Genomic DNA, 19776 nt, shown 5'->3' with positions numbered 1-19776 from the left:
GCGACGTGCCGCCCTAACCATCGGGTCGTTCGGCACTCCACCTCATGGAAAAATAAGGCAAATGCATGACCCCAAAACTTCGGGTTCACCTGTTACATCGCAGCGTTCAAGATATCCAGCATTTCTTTGGCGATTTGCGACGCAATTTCATATGCCGCGGAAAGAAATGGCCCCTGCGTGTTGGAATTGGTCGACCCCATGCTAATCTCCGGCATGAATCATGCCCGTTTTTCGCGAATTCAAGGATCGCCGAATGCTCCGGATCGCCATCCCTCTCGTCCTCTCGTTGCTGTGCGGCACCGTCGCCGCTGAGCCGCTGCACGGCATAGCAATGCATGGCGGGCCGGCATTGCCGGCTGACTATAAGCAATTTCCCTACGTCAATCCCGACGTGAAAAAAGGCGGCAAGATCACCTATGGCGTCGTCGGCACATTCGACAACCTCAACCCGTTCATCCTGAAGAGCATGCGCACGACGGCGCGCGGCATGTGGGATCCGGAATATGGAAACCTTGTCTACGAATCGCTGATGCAGCGCTCCCGGGATGAGCCGTTCACGCTTTACGGCCTGCTTGCCGAAACGGTCGAATGGGACGACGACAGGAGTTTCATCCAGTTCAACCTCAATCCGAAGGCGAAATGGTCCGATGGTCAGCCGGTGACGCCGGAGGACGTCATGTTCACCTTTGAGCTGATGCTTGACAAGGGACGTGTGCCCTATTCCGAACGCTTAAAAGTCGTCGCCAAGATGGAGAAGGTTGGCGAACACAGCGTGCGCTTCACTTTCAATGAGAAAGCTGACCGCGAGACGCCGCTGATTTTCGGCCTTTTCCCGGTATTGCCGAAACATGCGATCGATCCGGAAAGCTTCGACCGTACGTCGCTGACGCCGCCGGTCGGTTCCGGTCCCTATAAGGTGAAGACGGTGAAACCCGGCGAGAGTATCACATATGAGCGCGATCCAACCTACTGGGGCAAGGATATTCCGGCGAAGGTGGGGACCGACAATTACGACCAGATAACCGTTCAATATTTTCTGCAGGATACAACGCTGTTCGAGGCCTTCAAGAAGGGGGACGTCGACCTCTATCCCGACGGCAATCCCGGCCATTGGGCTAACGCTTACAATTTCCCGGCGGCCACCTCTGGGGCCGTCATCAAGGACGTGTTCACGCCGAAACTGCCAAGCGGCATGCTCGGTTTCGTGTTCAACACGCGCCGGCCGATCTTTGCCGATCCAAAGGTGCGCGAAGGCCTGTCGCTGGTGTTCGATTTCGAATGGGCGAACAAGAACCTCTATTCCGGCGCCTACAAGCGCACCCAGAGTTTCTGGCAGAATTCCGAGCTTTCGAGCTTCGGTGTTCCCGCCAGTTCAGCTGAGCTGGCTCTGCTGGGACCGATCAAGGACAAGATCGCGCCGGAGATTCTGAACGGGACCTATAAACTGCCGGTTACCGACGGCTCCGGCCGTGACCGCAACGTGCTGAAGCAGGCGGTCGGATTGTTGAAACAGGGCGGCTATACGATCCAGGGCGGCAAGATGGTCGACACCTCCGGCCACCAACTCGCGTTCGAGATCATGACGCAGAATGCCGACCAGGAGAAGCTTGCCGTCGCCTATCAGCGTTCGCTGCAGACGATCGGCATTGCGGCTTCGATTCGCACAGTCGATGATTCGCAGTATCAGAGCCGGACGAACAGCTTCGATTACGACATGATCATCAAGTCCTATACTTCGTCGCTGTCGCCTGGAACCGAGCAACTCGGCCGCTGGTCTTCGGCAGCGCGCACTCAAGAGGGCAAGGATAGCTTTGCCGGCGCCAATGATCCCGATCTCGACACGCTGATCGATCACGTATTGCGAGCACGCTCGAAAGAGGATTTCACTGCCGCCGTGCGCTCTTACGACCGGCTGCTGCTATCCAGCCACTACGTGCTGCCGCTGTACCATATGGACCAGCAGTGGGTTGCCCGCAGCAAGCGCATCGGCCATCCCGACGCGGTACCGCTTTACGGCTACCAGCTGCCGGTCTGGTGGGATACAAGCGCCCAATAGAAGCGGCCGAAACACTTCGGCCCAATGTCTCTTCCGGAGACACACAGAAGGAACATCATCATGGAGCGCATCACCATCGACGTCGTCTCGGATGTCGTCTGCCCCTGGTGCTATCTCGGCAAGGCACGGCTGGAACTCGCCATCGCCGAAGTGCAGGACGAGATCGGCGTCGACATCAACTGGCGGCCATATCGGCTCAATCCGGACTACCCGAAGGAAGGCGTCGACCAGAAGAAGGCGCTGGCTGAGAAGCTCGGGGGCGAGGAGCGCGTGGCGCAGGCGCACAAGATGCTGACCGACTACGGTCGCGAGGTCGGCATCGCCTTCGATTTCGCGGCGATCAAGATCGGCCCGAACACGCTTGACGCCCACCGGCTGATCCACTGGGCGATGATCGAAGGCCGCGAGAAGCAGGACAAGGTCGTCACCGCCCTGTTCAAGGCGAATTTCGAGGAAGGCCGCAATGTCGGCGACCATGCGGTGCTGCTCGACATCGCCGAGAAGGCCGGCCTCGACCGGTCGGTCATCGCCTCGCTGCTTGCGTCCAATGCCGATAGCGATCTGATCGTCGCCGAAATCAAGGCGGCACAGGAGATGGGCGTCAACGGCGTGCCGTTCTTCATCTTCGACCAGCAATATGCCGTCAGCGGCGCCCAGACGCCTGATGTGCTGGCGAATGCATTACGTGATATCGCCAAGGCGAAGGCCGAGGCGCGATCGGGCCTCAACTGAGGCGGAGGCTGTGCGGATCGAGATCGGCGCCAAAGTGAAATCTCAACGCATTTACCTGCTTAGTTCTAATGATAATTATGGCTGGGAATTCGCGAACCTTGAGCGGCTGCAGCTAGATAGCGGCTATCTCGGCTTAAATCACATCCGTACTCCCTGGCCGGATAGTATGCTCGGTTTGCCTCGGGGCCCGTGGCGAATACCCGACTACGCTGAAACGCCAAAGCTCATCTTTAATCCGAAGCGAAAGGTGCAAGACGTTTATGCTGTGGATTATTTCCTTTTCATCTCCGACAAATTGAAGAGCTTGCTTGAGGAGTTCGCTCCAAACTCTTGCGAATACTTGCTTTGCGAGACCGAGTTTTCGAACGGAAAAGCCGGCCCAAGAATCTGGCAGTGCAGCGTTGTCGATTCATATAGCAAGGCGGTGGATGTCGAGAATTCACCTTTAATTCGCGTCACCAAATGGGGCTGCTATATGATATCGAGCGGAGCTGATTGGTGTTTTCTGCCTCATGTTCTTAAAGCCGTGCACGTGTTTCGCTTGATAGAGTACGCGGTGGCAATTTTTTGCGATCAAACGGTCAAGGACATATGCAAAGAGAGAGGTATAAAAGGGACCACCTTCCGGCAAGTTGGTTTTTTACAGAAATAGTAAGAGACGTTTCAATGAGCATTATAACTTTACCGAAAGCGAAGTTACGGCGATTTCCTGCCTGAAACGCTTCCCCACTCAGCCCAGAACCGGAACGCAGCGCACCTCGGTTTTCACCGAATTGGCGATGAAGCATTCGTCGTGGGCGCGATGATGCAGGGTGTCGAGTTCGCCGAGCGAAGGCTGCTTTTCGCCGCTGAAGACGACATGCGGCCTTAGCGTCACCACGGTCATGGCAAGACGGCCTTCGCTGTTCTTCTCCATGACGCCCTCGGCGGCATCGGTATAGCTGTCGACGCAAAAGCCTTGCTTGGCGGCAATCGACAGGAACCAGAGCATGTGGCAGCTGGAGAGCGAGGCGACGAAAGCCTCCTCCGGATCGACCGCATCCTCGGCGGAATAGGGCAACGGAACCACATGCGAGGATGAGGACGCCCTCACCTCGATGCCGCCGTCGAAGGTCCAGCGATGGACGCGGCTGTAGCGGTTGTCGGTGAAGGTCTCGCCGTTGCGCTGCCAGGCAATCCTCGCGGCATGTGTCGCCATAGCCGTCTCCCTCTATTGCTTGGCCATCTCGGCCAGTTGCGTCATGATGACTGCCGCGCCCTGCAAGCGCTTCTCAGGCGTCGGCAGGTCGCGGGTCAGAAACAGGCTGTGATCGGGGCGAATCTTCGCCATCGTACCCTGCTTGCCGATATAGGCGACGAGATTTGCCGGGTTCGGAAATTCCTTGTTGCGGAACTGCACGACCACACCCTTCGGGCCGGCGTCGAGTTTTTCGACATTTGCGGTGCGGCAGAGCGACTTGATGTAGACGATCTTCAGGAGATGCTGGACTTCGATCGGCATCGGCCCGAAGCGGTCGATCATCTCGGCGCCGAATCCGTCGATTTCCTTGAGTTCGGTAATCTCGCCCAATCGGCGGTAGAGCGCCATACGCAGATGCAGGTCCGGCACGTAACTCTCGGGGATCATCACGGTGGTGCCGACCGAAATTTGCGGCGACCAGCCGGTATCATGGATTTCGTCGACACCCTTGACCTCGGCGACCGCCTCTTCCAGCATCTGCTGATAAAGTTCGAAACCGACCTCCTTGATGTGGCCTGACTGCTCCTCGCCGAGCAGGTTGCCTGCGCCGCGGATATCGAGGTCGTGGCTTGCGAGCTGAAAGCCGGCGCCGAGCGTATCCAGTGACTGCAGCACCTTCAGCCGGCGCTCGGCCGTCGCCGTCAGCACCTTGTTGACCGGCAGGGTAAAGAGCGCGAAAGCGCGCACCTTGGAGCGGCCGACGCGACCGCGCAGCTGATAGAGCTGGGCAAGGCCGAACATATCGGCGCGATGGACGATCAGCGTATTGGCTGTCGGCACGTCGAGGCCGGATTCGACGATGGTTGTGGACAGCAGCACGTCGTAACGGCCTTCATAGAAGGCGTTCATGATGTCTTCCAGTTCGCCGGCCGGCATCTGGCCATGGGCGACGGCGACCTTCAGCTCCGGCACGTCGGACTGCAGGAAGGCGTGCACATCCGCCAGATCGGCAAGCCTCGGGCAGACATAGAAGCTCTGGCCGCCGCGATAGTGCTCGCGCATCAGCGTCTCGCGAATAACTAGGCTGTCGAAGGGCGAGATGAAGGTGCGCACCGCCATGCGATCGACCGGTGGCGTGGTGATCAGCGACAGTTCGCGCACGCCAGTCATGGCGAGCTGCAGCGTGCGCGGGATCGGCGTCGCCGACAGCGTCAGCACATGCACGTCGCTCTTCAGCTCCTTCAGCCGCTCCTTGTGCTTGACGCCGAAATGCTGCTCCTCGTCGATGATCAGCAGGCCGAGATTGGCGAATTTAATGCCGGCGCCGAGCAGCGCATGCGTGCCGACGACGATGTCAGTCTTGCCGTCCGCCACTTCCTTCTTGGTCAGCGCCAGCTCCTTCGATCCGACAAGCCGAGAGGCCTGCTGGACGCGAACCGGCAGGCCGCGGAAACGCTCGGAGAAGGTCTTGAAATGCTGACGGGCGAGCAAGGTCGTCGGCACGACGACCGCGACCTGGACGCCGTTCATCGCCGCAACGAAAGCGGCGCGCAAGGCCACTTCGGTCTTGCCGAAACCGACATCGCCGCAGACGAGCCGGTCCATCGGCCGGCCGGCGCCGAGGTCGGAACGCACCGCGTCGATGGCGTTGTCCTGGTCCTCGGTCTCGTCATAGGGGAAGCGGGCGGCGAATTCGTCGTAAAGGCCGTCCGGCGCCGTCAGCATCGGCGCATGGCGCGTAAGGCGCTCGGCGGCGATGCGGATCAGCGCATCGGCCATGTCGAGCAGGCGCCGCTTGAGCTTGGCCTTGCGCATCTGCCATGCGCCACCGCCGAGCTTGTCGAGTTGGGCATCGGTGCCCTCGCCGCCGTAGCGCGAGAGAAGATCGATGTTTTCTACCGGCAGGAAGAGCTTGGCCTCGTCGGCATATTGCAGTTCGAGGCAGGCATGCGGAGCGCCCGCCGCCTCGATGGTCTTCAGCCCGATGAAACGGCCGATGCCATGTTCGGCATGAACGACGATCGATCCCTCGTCGAGGCCGGCGACCTCCGAAATGAAATCGGCGGCGCGCTTGCGGCGCTTGGAGCGGCGGACCATACGGTCGCCGAGAATATCCTGCTCGCCGATGACGACGAGCTCGCCCGCCTCGAAGCCGGATTCGAGATTGAGCACCGCGGCAGCGGCCTCGCCTTTCTCCAGCGAGCGTATATCCTTCAGCGCCTCGACAGGCTTGACCTTTTCCAAGCCGTGTTCGTTCAGCACCTGCAGCAGGCGCTCCAGCGAACCTTCTGTCCAGGCGGTGATGAGCACCTTCGCGCCGGCGGCGCGGCGGTCGGCGACATGCTTGACGACGACGTCGAAGATGTTGATGCGTTCGGCATCCCCTCCGCCTTCGGCATTCGAGCGAGCCCAGCGCTGGCCCTGGCGGGCGTCGACATTGACGACCCGCCTTGCCTCACCCTCGACCTCGTTGAACGGGCTGATGCGGATCGCGCCGAGTGCGTCTAGGGTTTTGGCGAAGAGTTTGCTGTCGAGATAGAGCTGGCCTGGCGTCACCGGCTTGTAGGGCGTGCCCTGGGCCATCTGGCCTTTGGCCGGCTGACCGGAATTGAGGCGGGCGTCGTAATAGTCGAGGACAAGCTTGGAGCGTTCCTCGGCTGCTTCGCGCACCGTGTGGTCAGTGACGATGCGGAAGCCGCTGAGATAATCGAAGACGGTATCGAGCTTCTCGTAGAAGAGCGGCAGCCAGTGCTCCATGCCGGGGTAGCGCCGGCCTTCGGAAACGGCGAGATAAAGCGCATCGTCACGCGTTGTCGCGCCGAAAGCGGAGAGATAGTTCTTGCGGAAGCGGCCGATCGTATCCGGCGTCAGCGTCACCTCGCTCATCGGGTTGAGATCGAGGGAGCGCACCTGGCCGGTGGTGCGCTGGCTGGCGGGATCGAAGCTGCGGATACTCTCCAGCGTATCGCCGAAGAAATCGAGGCGGACCGGCTCTTCCGAACCGGGCACGAAGACATCGAGAATGCCGCCGCGCACGGCATATTCGCCAACTTCGCGAACGGTCGCGACGCGGTCGAAGCCGTTGCGCTCCAGGCGCCCGGCGAGATCATCCATGCGCAGCTGGTTGCCTGGACGGGCCGAAAAACTCAGGCTTTCGATGACATCATGCGGCGCCACCTTCTGCAGCATGGCGTTGGCGGTGACGAGCACGATCGCGGCATGCGGCTTCTTGCGATGGGCGATGAGGCCGCCGAGTGCGGCAAGCCGGCGCGCCGAGGTATCGGCGCTCGGCGAGACGCGGTCATAGGGCAGACAGTCCCAGGCCGGCAGGGTGAGAACCGGAATGTCGGGGGCGACGAAACCGAGCATCTGTTCCAGATCAGCCATACGATGGCCGTCCGACATGACATAGGCCACCGGCTCTCCCGCTCGGGCAAGCTCGGCGAGCAGCAGCGGTTCGAGGCCGGCGGGCACATTACCGATCGTCAGCGGCTCGGCAATGGCCGCAAGCTTCTTCGCATCAAAACCAGGGATCATTCCGGCGTCCTGAGGGGCTTGTCGAAATCGGGCTTGTAGGCGGCAAGCCTGGCAAACATCGGAGTCTGGAAACGCTCGGGAACTGGCCAGGTTCCCATAATCCAGCGGACCAGATCATTGTCCTCTTCGGCCATAATCGTTTCGAACTCGTCGAGCTCGGCTTCCGACAGCGTCGCGAGCTCGGCTTCGGCGAACTGGCCGAAAACCAGATCCATCTCGCGGATGCCGCGGTGCCAGCAGCGGAAAAGGATCCGGCGGCGGCGCGGGTCGAGACCGGCACTCGTGAGCGTGACACCTGTCATGGCATTACCTTCCTGTTGATGCGCCTCTATAGACCCTCGAAAGCGGCTTGTCAGCCTTGCCAAGGCGGCATTGTTCATCGCATTTTGGCCGCATGCGCCCCGCCATTCTCGATCCGCTGTTTTCTCCTGTTTCGGGCCTTCCGGGCGTCGGCCCGAAGATCGCCGAACTGCTGGTCAAGCTGCTCGGACGCGAGACGCCGGAGGATTGCCGGGTCATCGACCTTTTGTTTCACGCACCCTTCTCGCTGATCGACCGGCGCAATCAGCCGGGGATCGCCCGGGCGCCGCAGGGCGCGATCGTCACCATCACCGCACGTGTCGATCGGCATCAGGTGCCGCCGCGCGGCAAAAGCAATGTCCCCTATCGGGTCTTCCTGCACGACGAGACCGGCGAGCTGACGCTGGTCTTCTTCCGCGGCCAGGCGGCATGGCTGGAAAAGCAGCTGCCCATCGATGCGGAGGTGACGGTCAGCGGCAAGATCGACTGGTTCAACGGCCGCGCCTCGATGGTGCATCCCGACTATATCGTCAAAGCGGAGGAGGCCGAAAGCCTGCCGCTCGTCGAGCCGATCTATCCGCTGACGGCGGGGCTTTCGCCGAAAACGCTGCGCAAGATTATCGACGCCGCCCTGCCGCGCTTTCCGGAGATGCCGGAATGGATCGACCTGACGCTGACGCCGAAGCAGGGTCTGCCGTCGATCCGTGACAGCTTTCATATGCTGCACGAGCCGCGCGATCCCGCAGATGTCGATCCACAGGCCCCTGCCCGAAGGCGGCTTGCCTATGACGAATTTCTGGCCGGCCAACTGTCGCTCAGCTTGGTGCGCCAGAGGCTGCGCAAAGTGGCGGGCCAGCCGGTGCATGCCACCGGTGCGGTCAGCAGTAAGATCGTGAAGGCGCTGCCCTTCTCGCTCACGTCAAGCCAGAACGATGCGATCGCCGAGATTCTGAAGGACATGGCCGGTCAGGAGCGGATGCTGCGGCTGCTGCAGGGCGATGTCGGCTCCGGCAAGACGCTGGTGGCGCTGATGGCGATGGCGGCGGTGATCGAGGCCGGCGGCCAGGCCGTGCTGATGGCGCCGACCGAAATCCTGGCGCGGCAGCACCACGCGACAATCTCGAAATTCGCCGCCTCCGCCGGCCTCGGCATCGAAGTGCTGACCGGGCGCACCAAAGGGCGCGAACGCGAAGACATCCTGGAACGCATCGGCTCCGGCGCAGCGCAGATCATCATCGGCACGCATGCGCTATTTCAGGAGAGCGTCAGTTACGCAAACCTGATGCTCGCCGTCGTCGACGAGCAGCACCGTTTCGGCGTTCACCAGCGCCTGCGGCTGACGGCGAAGGGCATCTCGCCGCATATGCTTGTCATGACCGCGACGCCTATCCCTCGCACGCTTGTGCTGGCTGCCTTCGGCGACATGGACGTTTCCAAACTCACCGAGAAGCCGGCCGGCCGCAAGCCGATCCAGACAATCACCGTGCCGATGGAACGAACAGGCGAAATCGTCGGACGGCTGCGGGGGGCGGTCGCTGAAGGCAAGAAGGCGTACTGGATCTGCCCGCTGGTCGAGGAGTCCGAAGAACTAGACCTGATGTCGGCGGAGGAGCGGCATGCGACGCTCGTCTCCGCGCTCGGTCCCGATATCGGCCTCATCCACGGTCGTATGAGCGGCGCGGAGAAGGATGCGGCGATGATGGCCTTCAAGAACGGCGAGACCCGCCTTCTCGTCGCCACCACCGTCGTCGAGGTCGGCGTCGACGTGCCGGATGCGACGATCATGGTGATCGAACATGCCGAACGCTTCGGCCTGGCGCAACTGCATCAGCTGCGAGGCCGCGTCGGGCGCGGCGATGAGGCTTCGACCTGCATCCTGCTCTATAAGGGGCCGCTCGGCGAAACCGGCCATTCCCGGCTTTCGATCATGCGGGAGACGGAGGACGGTTTTCGCATCGCCGAAGAGGATCTGAAGCTGCGCGGCGAAGGCGAATTGCTCGGCACAAGGCAATCCGGCACGCCGGGTTTTCGCATTGCCAGCCTCGAGGCGCATGCCGATCTGCTTGAGATTGCTCGTAAGGATGCGGCCTACCTCATTGAGCGCGATCCGGAACTGACCAGCGAAAGAGGACAGGCGATCCGCACCCTGCTCTATCTCTTCCGCCGAGATGAGGCGATCCGGTTTCTGAGAGCAGGATAAAGCGCGCCACTACGCGCCATGCATGGCGTTATCGCAAAACCGCTAAACACTTTTGGGCGACATGCATCAATCAGCCTTGGAAACCGCCACCGGCTTCGGCCGCGGCAAATGCTTCGGCTTCGGCTCGGACTGAGGGATTTCAGGAGCCACGAGCCCGCCTGAGATCAGGAATTTGGCCGCGTCTTCCGGCGACATGTCGAGCAACACGATCTTCTCGCGCGGCACGAAGACGAGGAAACCGGCGGTCGGCACCGGAGTCGGAGGCAGGAAGACCGCGACCATATCCTGGCCCATGGCGTTGAACTTCGAAGCGATCTCGCCCTTGGCATCGGTGGCCACGAAAACCAGCGCCCAGAGGCCGGGACTGGGATATTCGATGAGGCCGACTTTCTTGAAAGAGTTCGACTGCTCCTTCAGCACCGTTTCGAAAATCTGCTTCACGCTTCTATAGATCGTGCGCACCAGCGGCATGCGCTGGACGACCGATTCGCCGAAACCGACGATGCTCTGGCCGATCAGGTTCTTGCCGAGAAAACCGACAACGGTGATCAGCACGACGGCCGTCAGCAGGCCGAAACCGGGAATGGCGAAATTGAGATAGCTTTCCGGATTCCAGCGCGCCGGAATATAGGGCCTGACCCAGCTGTCCGACCAGTGGATGAAGGTCCAGGTCAGCCAGATGGTAATCGCGATCGGCGCGCAGATGATCAGGCCTGCGAGAAAATTATTCCTCAGCCGGGTCGCGACCGGCATTCTGGGGGTGTTGTCGGTCATCTCTCCTGATGAGCTCCATCTCAGTCGTGGACAGGCCGGAACGCCGGCCTTTCCCCCTTGTCCGCACACCAAAATTGCCAGAATTCGAGGGTGCGCACAATATGTTTCGCAGCGAAGACAGCGGCCTTGCAGGCTTATTCCACTGTTACAGATTTCGCCAGGTTGCGCGGCTGATCGACGTCGGTGCCCATGAAAACGGCAGTGTGATAGGCGAGCAGCTGGATCGGCAGCGAAAAGATCATAGGCGCGATGATTTCGTCGACGACAGGCAGGGTAATCGTTGCCATGGTCGGCATTTTCGAGGCGGCCGCACCCGCGTCGTCGGTGATGAAAATGATGCGGCCGCCGCGGGCTGCGACCTCCTGCATGTTCGAAACGGTCTTTTCGAAGAAGCGGTCGTAAGGGGCAATGACGATGACCGGCATGTTCTCGTCGATCAGCGCTATCGGCCCGTGCTTCAACTCACCGGCGGCATAGCCTTCGGCGTGGATATAGGAAATTTCCTTGAGCTTCAGCGCGCCTTCCATGGCGAGCGGGAAGCTGGTGCCGCGGCCGAGATAGAGCACGTCCCTGCATTTCGACAGTTCACGCGACAGGCTTTCCATCTGCGGCTGGATAAGATTCAGCACCCTGCTCATGATGCGCGGCATCTCGGCGAGATGGCGCACCAGCGCCCTCTCCTCCTCAGCACTCACCGTGCCGCGCGCCTTGCCGGCGCCGATCGCCAGTGACGCCAGCACGGCGAGTTGGCAGGTGAAGGCCTTGGTCGAGGCGACGCCGATTTCGGGACCGGCCATGATCGGGAAGACGGCGTCGGATTCGCGGGCAATCGTCGATTCGCGCACATTGACGACAGCGCCGATCTTCAAGCCGTTGTCGCGGCAATAACGCAGCGATGCCAGCGTATCGGCGGTCTCGCCCGACTGGGAGATGAAGAGTGCGGCCTGCGATGGCGAGAGCGGCATTTCGCGGTAGCGGAATTCGGAGGCGACGTCGATCTCAACAGGCAGGCGGGCATAACGCTCGAACCAGTATTTGCCGACAAGGCCTGCGAGATAGGCGGTGCCGCAGGCCGAAATCGCAAGGCTGCTTGCCGCCTTGAAATCGATCGCGGCGGCATTGGCGCCGATCGTGTTCTCGGCGAAATCCACATAGTGGCTGAGCGCGTGGGAGATCACCTCCGGCTGCTCGTAGATTTCCTTTTCCATGAAATGGCGGTGATTGCCCTTGTCGACGACATAGGCGGTCGCCTGCGAGATCTGGCGGGCTCGTTTGACCGGCTTTCCGGCAAAATCGAGCACGGCGACGCCGTCGCGCGTGATGAGGGCGCAATCGCCGTCGGCCAGATAGGTGATCTCGTTGGTGAAGGGCGAAAGCGCAATCGCATCCGACCCCAGGAACATCTCGCCACGGCCGTAGCCGACGGCAAGCGGCGGGCCTGAGCGGGCGGCCATGATCGTGCCGGGATCGGCCTTGAGCATGACGGCCAGCGCATAGGCGCCGGTCACCCGGTTCAGCATCTTCAACATGGCGGCGCGCGGCTCGAGCCCCTCGCGCAGATATTTCGCCATCAGCTGGGCAACGACTTCGGTATCGGTCTGAGTGTCGAAGACCGCGCCCGCTTCGGTCAGTTCATCGCGAAGCTCGGAGAAATTTTCGATGATGCCGTTATGAACGACGGCCACGCCTTCAACGAAATGCGGATGGGCATTGGTCTCGTTGGGCACGCCGTGTGTTGCCCAGCGCGTATGGGCAATACCGACCGCACCAGGCAACGGTTCGGCGTCGAGGCGCTTTTCCAGATTGAAGAGCTTGCCCTCGGCGCGACGGCGATCCATCACGCCCTCGTGGATGGTAGCGACACCGGCAGAATCATAACCGCGATATTCCAGGCGCTTCAGCGCATCGACCAGGCGCCCGGCGACAGGCTGAGTTCCGACGATCCCCACAATTCCGCACATGCAATATCCCCATAAGGCTTCAATATTGAGGCCAGTCCTAAAGATTTCCGCTTATTTCTCAATCGGCTCCGCGGTCACTTTGAATTTCCGCCGGTTACGCAAAGCGGGCTTAAACCTTGGCCTTCTTCGCCGCCTTTATGGCGAGCGCACGCTCGCGCAACAGCGTCGCGCGGCCGGGCTTGATCTCCTGGCGGGCGCGTCCGAGCGCCAGCGCATCGGCCGGCACGTTGGCGGTGATGACGCTGCCGGAGGCGATATAGGCGCCGTCACCGATCGTCACCGGCGCGACCAGCGAGGAATTGGAGCCGACGAAGGCGTTTTGCCCGATCACCGTTTCGCTCTTGTTGACCCCGTCATAATTGCAGGTGATCGTGCCCGCACCGATGTTGCTGCCGGCACCGACCACGGCATCGCCAATATAAGTCAGATGGTTGACCTTGGCGCCCTCACCGATCCGGCCGTTCTTGACCTCGCAGAAATTGCCGACCTTCGAACCGTTGGCGAGATCGGCACCCGGCCGCAGCCGCGCAAAGGGGCCGACGGTCGCGCCTTCGCTGACATGGGCGCCCTCGATATGCGAGAAGGAGTGGATGATGGCGCCGCTGTCGATCACGGCTCCGGGTCCGAAGACCACGTTCGGCTCAATCAGCGCGTCCTGGGCGATAATGGTGTCGTAGGAGAGGAACACCGTTTCCGGCGCGATCATCGTAACGCCGGCCAGCATCATCTCGCGGCGGCGGCGCTCCTGCCAAAAACGTTCGATGACGGCGAGTTCGGCGCGGTTGTTGCAGCCGGTCATCTCGATTTCAGGAGCGTCGACAGCGGTGACGCGGCCACCGAGCGAACGGGCAATCTCGACGAGATCGGTCAAATAGAATTCGCCCTTGGCATTGGCATTACCGATGAGCGAGAGAAGATCGAGCGCCTTGCGGCCGTTGATCGCCATCAATCCGCTGTTGCACCAGGTCACAGCCCGCTCGGCGTCGGTCGCGTCCTTCTCCTCGCGGATGGCGATGAGTTCGCCGTCCTTGACGAGCAGGCGGCCATAGCCGGTCGGCCGGTCGGTATGAAAACCGATGACGACGATGTCGCTGCCGTCGGCGAGTCCCTGGCGGGCGGCCTTGAGCGGCCCGTCGGTCTGGAGCGGCACGTCGCCATAGGTAACGAGGATGTCGTCATAGCCTCTGGCGATGGCCTCGCGCGCCGCCAGCACCGCATGGCCAGTGCCGAGGCGTTCCTTCTGCAGACAGGCTTCGATGCCGACACCGTCTATGCTTGCGGCCTTTGCCACCTCCTCGGCATTGCGGCCGACGACGAGGGCGACGGAGGAAATGCCGGCGGAGGCGACCGCCTCGACCACATGGGCGATCATCGGACGGCCGGCGACTGGATGCAGCACTTTCGATTTCGAAGATTTCATCCGCGTGCTGTCACCGGCGGCAAGGATGACGGCAAGACAAGTACGTTCCATGATCTGCTCCGCGAATCCGCGTGATGAGGCGGCTTTTCTGCCTCATACTGCATAATTCCTGAAATCGGAAATCCATTTCAGGGTTAGATTGCGGGTGAAATCGGCCCCAGGACAACAGGAGAGCCGTGGGCCGCGAAGGCCTCGTGCACGTGATCGCGGCCATCCACGATCACGACCTCCATCGCACGCCGAGCCGCGGCACTGTCGCCCGAAACGATGGCATCGACGATGCGCATGTGGGTATCGGCGATATTGGCGAACCCGTTCTCGGAGGGCGGCGTGCTGATGCGGAACATGCCGACCAGGGCCGCTTCGATGAGGCTGCCGAGGGTGCGCATGAAAGGATTGTGCGAGGCTTCGGCTATCGCCAGGTGAAAGCGCAGGTCGGCGAGCGCCAGGCTGTCGGCCGTATGCCCGCTGGCCGCCATTTCCTGCGCCAGTTCGCGAAGCGTCTCGATTTCCTCGGTGCTGGCGCGCTCGGCGACGAGACCTGCGGCGAAGGGTTCGACGGCAAGGCGGATATCGTAAAGATGCAGCAGGAATTCTTCCGTCACGCCATTATCGAAGTGCCAGGCGATGATTTCGCTGTCGAACATGTTCCAGAGGGTTTTCTCGGTCACGCGCGTGCCAACCCGCGCCTTGGCGACAACCATGCCCTTGGCTGCGAGCGTCTTCATCGTTTCACGCAAGACGGTGCGCGACACCTTGAAGCGTTGAGCCAGTTCGGTATCGCCGGGCAGGATCGAGCCGACCGGATAGGTGCCGGCGACGATTGCCTTGCCGAGCTCGTCGACCACCTGTGCATGGCTCGTCCGGGTTCGGCGCCCTGTCTTGCGTGCCTCGATGAATTTGTTGCGCAAAGGACCCGCCCCCCTCAGGCATACCTCTTGTTCAGGCTGGAAAGGAACAGGATCGCCTTCTGCATCAGAATAAATGCAAATAGCAGCAGACCAATCAGAATCTTCGTCCACCAGCTCGACAGCGTGCCGTCGAAGGTGATGTAGGTCTGAATGAGTCCCTGGATCAGAATCCCGATCAAGGTTCCCGCCACGAAGCCCGCTCCTCCGGTCAGCAGCGTCCCCCCAATGACCACCGCAGCGATGGCGTCAAGTTCGACGCCAACTGCCGCAAGAGAATATCCTGCAGAGGTGTACAGCGAAAAAACGATTCCGGATAGACCAGCGAGAAAACCCGACAGTGCGTAGATCTGGATCGTCGTGCGGCCGACCGGCACGCCCATCAACCGCGCCGTCTGCGGCCCGCCGCCGAGTGCATAGACGTTGGTACCGAAGCGGGTGCGGTGGGCGATGAAGATGCCGGCGGCAAAGACCAGAAGCATGACAGCGCCGATCAGCGTCAGCCGTCCACCGCCGGGCAGCCGCCAATAGAGGCTCGTCAGCGTGGAATAATAGTCGTGGTTGATCGGAATACTGTCGATCGAGAGCACGAAGGCGATACCGCGCGCCAGGAACATGCCGGCAAGCGTGACGATGAAGGCCGGCATTTCGAGATAGTGGATGATGGCGCCCATGATGGCGCCGAAGGCGGTGGTGATGACGAGGACCAGCGCAAAGGCAAGCAGCGGATGGATCGAGGTGTTCTGCAGGATCACCGCGAGGAACACGCCGGTGAAGGCGATGACCGAACCGATCGACAGATCGATGCCGCCGGAGATGATGACGAAGGTCATGCCGACGGCGGCAATGCCGAGGAAGGCATTGTCGGTCAGAAGATTGCCGATGACGCGCGTCGACAGCATGTTCGGATATTGCAGCGTGCAGCCGGCATAAGCGAGCACGAAGATGACGATGGTCGCAAGCAGCGGCAGATATTTGGAGTTCATTTCGGCTACTCCCTTCCGCCCTGCCGGCGGCTGGCGAAGATGGCGAGCGATTGCACCGCCGGAGACTGAATGACGAGGATCACGATGATAATGACCGCCTTGATGATCAGGTTGAACTCCGGCGGAAATCCGGAGGACAGGATGCCGGTGTTGACCGCCTGGATGATCATTGCGCCGATCAGCGAGCCGACAATGCTGAATCTTCCGCCGAGCAGCGAGTTGCCGCCGACGACGACAGCGAGGATGGCATCAAGCTCCAGCCAGAGACCTGCATTGTTGGCGTCGGCGCCCTTGATGTCGGCCGCGACGATGATACCCGCGATCGAGGCGCAAAGCCCGCTCAGCATATAGACCGCCATCAGCAACACCGGTGTTTGAATGCCGGAAAGCGTGCTGGCGCGGCGATTGATGCCGACAGCCTCGAGCAGCATGCCGAGCGCCGTGCGGCGAACGAGCAGGATGACGAGAAGACCGACGAGCAGCCAGATGACAACGGGCATCGGCAGGAGCGCCATGGAGCCGCTGCCGAAGAAGATCAGGCCGTCATCGTTGAACGTCAGGATCGCGCCCTCGGTGATGAGCTGGGCAATGCCGCGGCCGGCAACCATCAGCACCAGCGTGGCAATGATCGGCTGGATGTTGAGGATCGCCACCAAAAAACCGTTCCAGACGCCGCAGGCAAGCCCGATCGCCAATGTCAGCAAAATCGTGTAGGTCACTGAATTTCCAGACACAATCGACGAAGCTGCAACGGCGCCGCAGATGGCGATGACCGCGCCGACCGACAGGTCGATGCCCTTGGTAGCAATCACCAGCGTCATGCCGATCGCCAACAAGGCCACCGGCGCGCCGCGATTGAGCACGTCGATCAGGCTGCCATAGAGGCGTCCATTTTGAACAACAACATTAAAAAACTGCGGCGACGTTATGAAATTCAACAGAAGAATGACTACGAGTGCGATCAGTTGTGGCGCCAGGCGATAGGCCAGCCCATTGCGAGAGGATTTCATGCATCCTCCTTCTTGTGCTCGGCGGCGGCGATGGCATCGACGATACCGGCTGCGGTGATGCGCTCGCCCGTCAATTCGGCGATATGCTGCCTGTCGCGAAGTACGATGACACGTGAACTATAGGCGACAAGCTCTTCAAGTTCCGAGGAAATTACAATCAATGACATGCCTTCGGCGCAGAGCTGTTCGATGAGCCGGATGATCTCCGCATGGGCGCCGACATCGATGCCGCGGGTTGGCTCGTCGAGGATGAGAAACTTGGGATTGGTTGCCAGCCAGCGGGCGAGGATCGCCTTCTGCTGATTGCCGCCGGAGAGCAGCCGGATCGGCTTTTCACGGTCGGTGGTGCGGATATCGAGCGCTTTGATATAGCGGTCGGCGAGCGCGTTCTGCTCGGCGCGCGACAGCGGCCGGGTCCAGCCGCGGCGAGCCTGCAGCGCCAGCGCGATATTTTCCCTGATCGAAAGGTCGCCGACGATGCCATCGGTCTTGCGGTCCTCCGGGCAGAAGCCGAAACCTTTTTCGATTGCGGCGCGCGGGCTGGAAAGGGTGACGAGCTGGCCGTCGATCGTCGCACTGCCGCTATCGGCATGTTCGACGCCGAAGAGCAGCTCGGCGGTTTCGGTGCGCCCGGAACCAAGCAGCCCTGCCACGCCGACCACCTCGCCGGCGCGCACATCGAGATCGAAGGGCTTGACCTTGCCGCGTTTGCCGTAGCCGGAAAAGCGGTACCGGACCTCGCCCGCCGCGATGCTGCGTTCCCCGACCGCCTCTTCGGCCTGGGCAAGCTCGCGGCCGAGCATCATGGCGATCAGACCCTGGCGCGGCAACTCGGCGGCGTCGCGGGTGCCGACGAGCTTGCCGTTGCGCAGCACGGTGATGCGATCGCTGATCGCATAGACCTGCTCGAGGAAATGGGTGATGAAGACAATGCCGAGGCCACGCTTCTTCAGGTCCTCAATGATGCGAAAGAGCAGCGCCACTTCCTGGTTGTCGAGGCTCGCCGTCGGCTCGTCCAATATCAGCACCTTGCCGGAGAGATCGACGGCACGGGCGATGGCGACGACCTGCTGGACGGCGACGGAGAAACGGGCGAGTTCGGCGGTGACGTCAATATCGATGCCGTAACCGGCGAGCAGTTCGCGCGCCTTGCGGTTCATCGCACGCACGTCGGTCATGCCGAAACGCCTCGGCTGGCGTCCGAGAAAGAGGTTTTCAGCGACACTCAGATTGGCGAGGAGGTTGACCTCCTGATAAACGGTCCCGATACCGAGTTTCTGGGCAGCGAGCGTATTGGCCGGATTGATTTCCAGGCCGTCGAGCATCAGGCTGCCGCCGTCGCGATGATAGGCGCCGGTGATGCACTTGATCAGCGTCGATTTTCCGGCGCCGTTCTCGCCGAGAAGCGCATGAACCTCCCCGCGGCGCAGCGTGAAATCAACCTTATCAAGGGCGACGGCGCCGGGAAAAAACTTGGATATAGCCGAGGCTGCGAGAATATTCTCGTTATTGTGAACCATGAGGGCTGCTGTGTCCTGATATTGCGCCGTGCGCCCGCGCCAAGACCGGGCTGCCGCCCGATCCGGCACCGGCAGTTCCGCACCGGCCCATTGTGGGCCAGTGCGGTTGCAGGTTCAAATCAGTAGCCCTGACCCTTCTTCTCTTCGTAGACCTTCATCGGATTGTCGGCCGGCGTGTAGAGCTTGGACTCGGTCTGGATCCACTTCGGCGGAGCCTTCTTGTCCTTCAGATAGGCTTCGAGCGCGTCGAAGGCAGGACCAGCCATATTCGGCGTCAGTTCGACGGTGGCGTTGGACTCGCCTTCCGACATCGCCTTGAAAATATCCGGCACGGCGTCGATAGAGACGACAAGGATATCCTTGCCGGGCTTCAGGCCGGCTTCCTTGATCGCCTGGATGGCGCCGACGGCCATGTCGTCGTTGTGGGCATAGAGCGCGCAGATGTCCTTGCCGCCATTTTCGGCCTTCAGGAAGCTTTCCATGACTTCCTTGCCCTTGGTGCGGGTGAAGTCACCGGTCTGGCTGCGAACGATCTTGAGGTTGTCGTGGCCGGCAAGAGCTTCTTCGAAGCCCTTCTTGCGGGCGATCGCCGGCGAGGAACCGGTGGTGCCCTGCAGTTCGACGACATTGCACTTCTTGTCGCCGACGGTCTTCACCAGGAAGTCGCCTGCGACCTTGCCTTCATGAACGAGGTCCGAGGTCACGGCCGTCAGGTAAAGATCGTCCGGAGCCTTGATGGTACGGTCGAGAAGGATGACCGGGATCTTGGCTTCCTTGGCTTCCTTCAGAACGTCGTCCCAGCCGGTTTCAACAACCGGAGCGATCAGAATGGCATCAACGCCCTGAGCAATGAAGGAGCGCAATGCCTTGATCTGATTTTCCTGCTTCTGCTGCGCGTCGGCAAACTTCAGATCGATGCCGCGCTTCTTGGCCTGTTCTTTGGTGACAGTGGTTTCAGCCGCACGCCAGCCCGATTCCGAGCCGATCTGCGAGAAGCCGACCGTCAAGCCGCCGGCCGAAGCCGAACCGAACATGCAGGCAGCAAGAACCGTGGCACTCAAAAGTGCAGTCTTCAATTTCATGATATCCTCCCAATGCCGCTCCTTCGCGGCGCAGGGTCAAAAAATCATATAGTATTACTTTTGGCAATCACTTTTTTTAGCGTTCCAGCAGAAAAAAGGGCGCCCGCCAG

At 61.1% G+C, this 19776-nt stretch carries 15 protein-coding genes; 4 read left to right on the top strand and 11 right to left on the bottom strand.

The features are described 5' to 3' along the window. Positions 1-253: 253 nt before the first annotated feature. Genes NMA58_RS09460 through NMA58_RS09450 form a run of 3 tightly spaced genes read left to right on the top strand, consistent with a single transcriptional unit; the run spans position 254 to position 3440 of the window. Positions 254-2056 (top strand): extracellular solute-binding protein, encoded by a 1803-nt coding sequence (locus NMA58_RS09460; RefSeq protein WP_434713125.1) that lies wholly within the window; start codon positions 254-256, stop codon positions 2054-2056. A gap of 60 nt (positions 2057-2116) precedes the next feature. Then, positions 2117-2788, top strand: a complete 672-nt coding sequence (locus tag NMA58_RS09455; RefSeq protein WP_097601120.1) for a DsbA family oxidoreductase — start codon at positions 2117-2119, stop codon at positions 2786-2788. Positions 2789-2798: 10 nt separating this feature from the next. Then, on the top strand, positions 2799-3440 hold the full coding sequence (locus NMA58_RS09450; RefSeq protein ID WP_434713123.1) for an imm11 family protein: 642 nt from the start codon (positions 2799-2801) through the stop codon (positions 3438-3440). 78 nt (positions 3441-3518) lie between these two features. On the opposite strand, the gene NMA58_RS09445 is transcribed toward NMA58_RS09450, so the two are convergent. The 3 genes from NMA58_RS09445 to NMA58_RS09435 are packed head-to-tail and all read right to left on the bottom strand — an operon-like array spanning position 3519 to position 7807. Continuing rightward, entirely contained in the window at positions 3519-3986 is a 468-nt protein-coding gene (locus NMA58_RS09445; protein ID WP_434713121.1) for an OsmC family protein, read from the bottom strand. A 12-nt stretch (positions 3987-3998) separates the two neighbouring features. Further along, positions 3999-7505, bottom strand: a complete 3507-nt coding sequence (gene mfd / locus NMA58_RS09440) for a transcription-repair coupling factor (protein WP_221112405.1) — start codon at positions 7503-7505, stop codon at positions 3999-4001. Beyond that, complete coding sequence (locus NMA58_RS09435) at positions 7502-7807, bottom strand: succinate dehydrogenase assembly factor 2 (protein WP_097601123.1); 306 nt, start codon at positions 7805-7807, stop codon at positions 7502-7504. Before NMA58_RS09435 ends, mfd begins: the two co-directional genes overlap by 4 nt. Before the next feature lie 92 nt (positions 7808-7899). Between NMA58_RS09435 and recG the strand changes: the two genes are divergently transcribed. Then, a complete protein-coding gene (recG, locus tag NMA58_RS09430; RefSeq protein WP_434713120.1) occupies positions 7900-10005 on the top strand; it encodes an ATP-dependent DNA helicase RecG in 2106 nt (701 codons plus the stop codon). A 66-nt stretch (positions 10006-10071) separates the two neighbouring features. On the opposite strand, the gene NMA58_RS09425 is transcribed toward recG, so the two are convergent. The 8 genes from NMA58_RS09425 to ytfQ all read right to left on the bottom strand — a co-directional run bounded on the left by NMA58_RS09425 (position 10072) and on the right by ytfQ (position 19666). Then, positions 10072-10779 (bottom strand): DUF502 domain-containing protein, encoded by a 708-nt coding sequence (locus NMA58_RS09425; protein WP_085778152.1) that lies wholly within the window; start codon positions 10777-10779, stop codon positions 10072-10074. Positions 10780-10913: 134 nt separating this feature from the next. Next, the gene (glmS, locus tag NMA58_RS09420; RefSeq protein WP_434713119.1) at positions 10914-12740 is read right to left on the bottom strand and encodes a glutamine--fructose-6-phosphate transaminase (isomerizing); all 1827 of its coding nucleotides are present in this window, start codon (positions 12738-12740) and stop codon (positions 10914-10916) included. Between the two features lie 109 nt (positions 12741-12849). Beyond that, positions 12850-14211, bottom strand: coding sequence for a bifunctional UDP-N-acetylglucosamine diphosphorylase/glucosamine-1-phosphate N-acetyltransferase GlmU (gene glmU, locus NMA58_RS09415; protein ID WP_434713117.1), 1362 nt, complete (start codon positions 14209-14211; stop codon positions 12850-12852). An 83-nt stretch (positions 14212-14294) separates the two neighbouring features. Then, positions 14295-15071 carry a FadR/GntR family transcriptional regulator gene (locus NMA58_RS09410; protein WP_097601127.1) on the bottom strand — a complete coding sequence of 259 codons (777 nt, stop codon included), beginning with the start codon at positions 15069-15071 and terminating at the stop codon, positions 14295-14297. A 14-nt stretch (positions 15072-15085) separates the two neighbouring features. Next, positions 15086-16054, bottom strand: a complete 969-nt coding sequence (yjfF, locus tag NMA58_RS09405; protein ID WP_085778148.1) for a galactofuranose ABC transporter, permease protein YjfF — start codon at positions 16052-16054, stop codon at positions 15086-15088. Positions 16055-16059: 5 nt separating this feature from the next. Next, complete coding sequence (locus NMA58_RS09400) at positions 16060-17064, bottom strand: ABC transporter permease (protein ID WP_085778147.1); 1005 nt, start codon at positions 17062-17064, stop codon at positions 16060-16062. After that, positions 17061-18584: a galactofuranose ABC transporter, ATP-binding protein YtfR gene (gene ytfR, locus NMA58_RS09395; RefSeq protein ID WP_434713115.1), complete on the bottom strand. Its 1524-nt coding sequence runs from the start codon at positions 18582-18584 to the stop codon at positions 17061-17063. The genes NMA58_RS09400 and ytfR overlap by 4 nt, the downstream gene beginning before the upstream one ends. 119 nt (positions 18585-18703) lie before the next feature. Then, positions 18704-19666, bottom strand: coding sequence for a galactofuranose ABC transporter, galactofuranose-binding protein YtfQ (ytfQ, locus tag NMA58_RS09390; protein ID WP_085778145.1), 963 nt, complete (start codon positions 19664-19666; stop codon positions 18704-18706). Positions 19667-19776 lie beyond the last annotated feature (110 nt).

The organism is Rhizobium sp. YTUHZ045 (assembly GCF_051124255.1).
Taxonomy (GTDB): domain Bacteria; phylum Pseudomonadota; class Alphaproteobacteria; order Rhizobiales; family Rhizobiaceae; genus Rhizobium.
The sequence above is the reverse complement of the archived record's forward strand: the minus strand, read 5'-3'. Positions and strand labels throughout refer to the sequence as shown.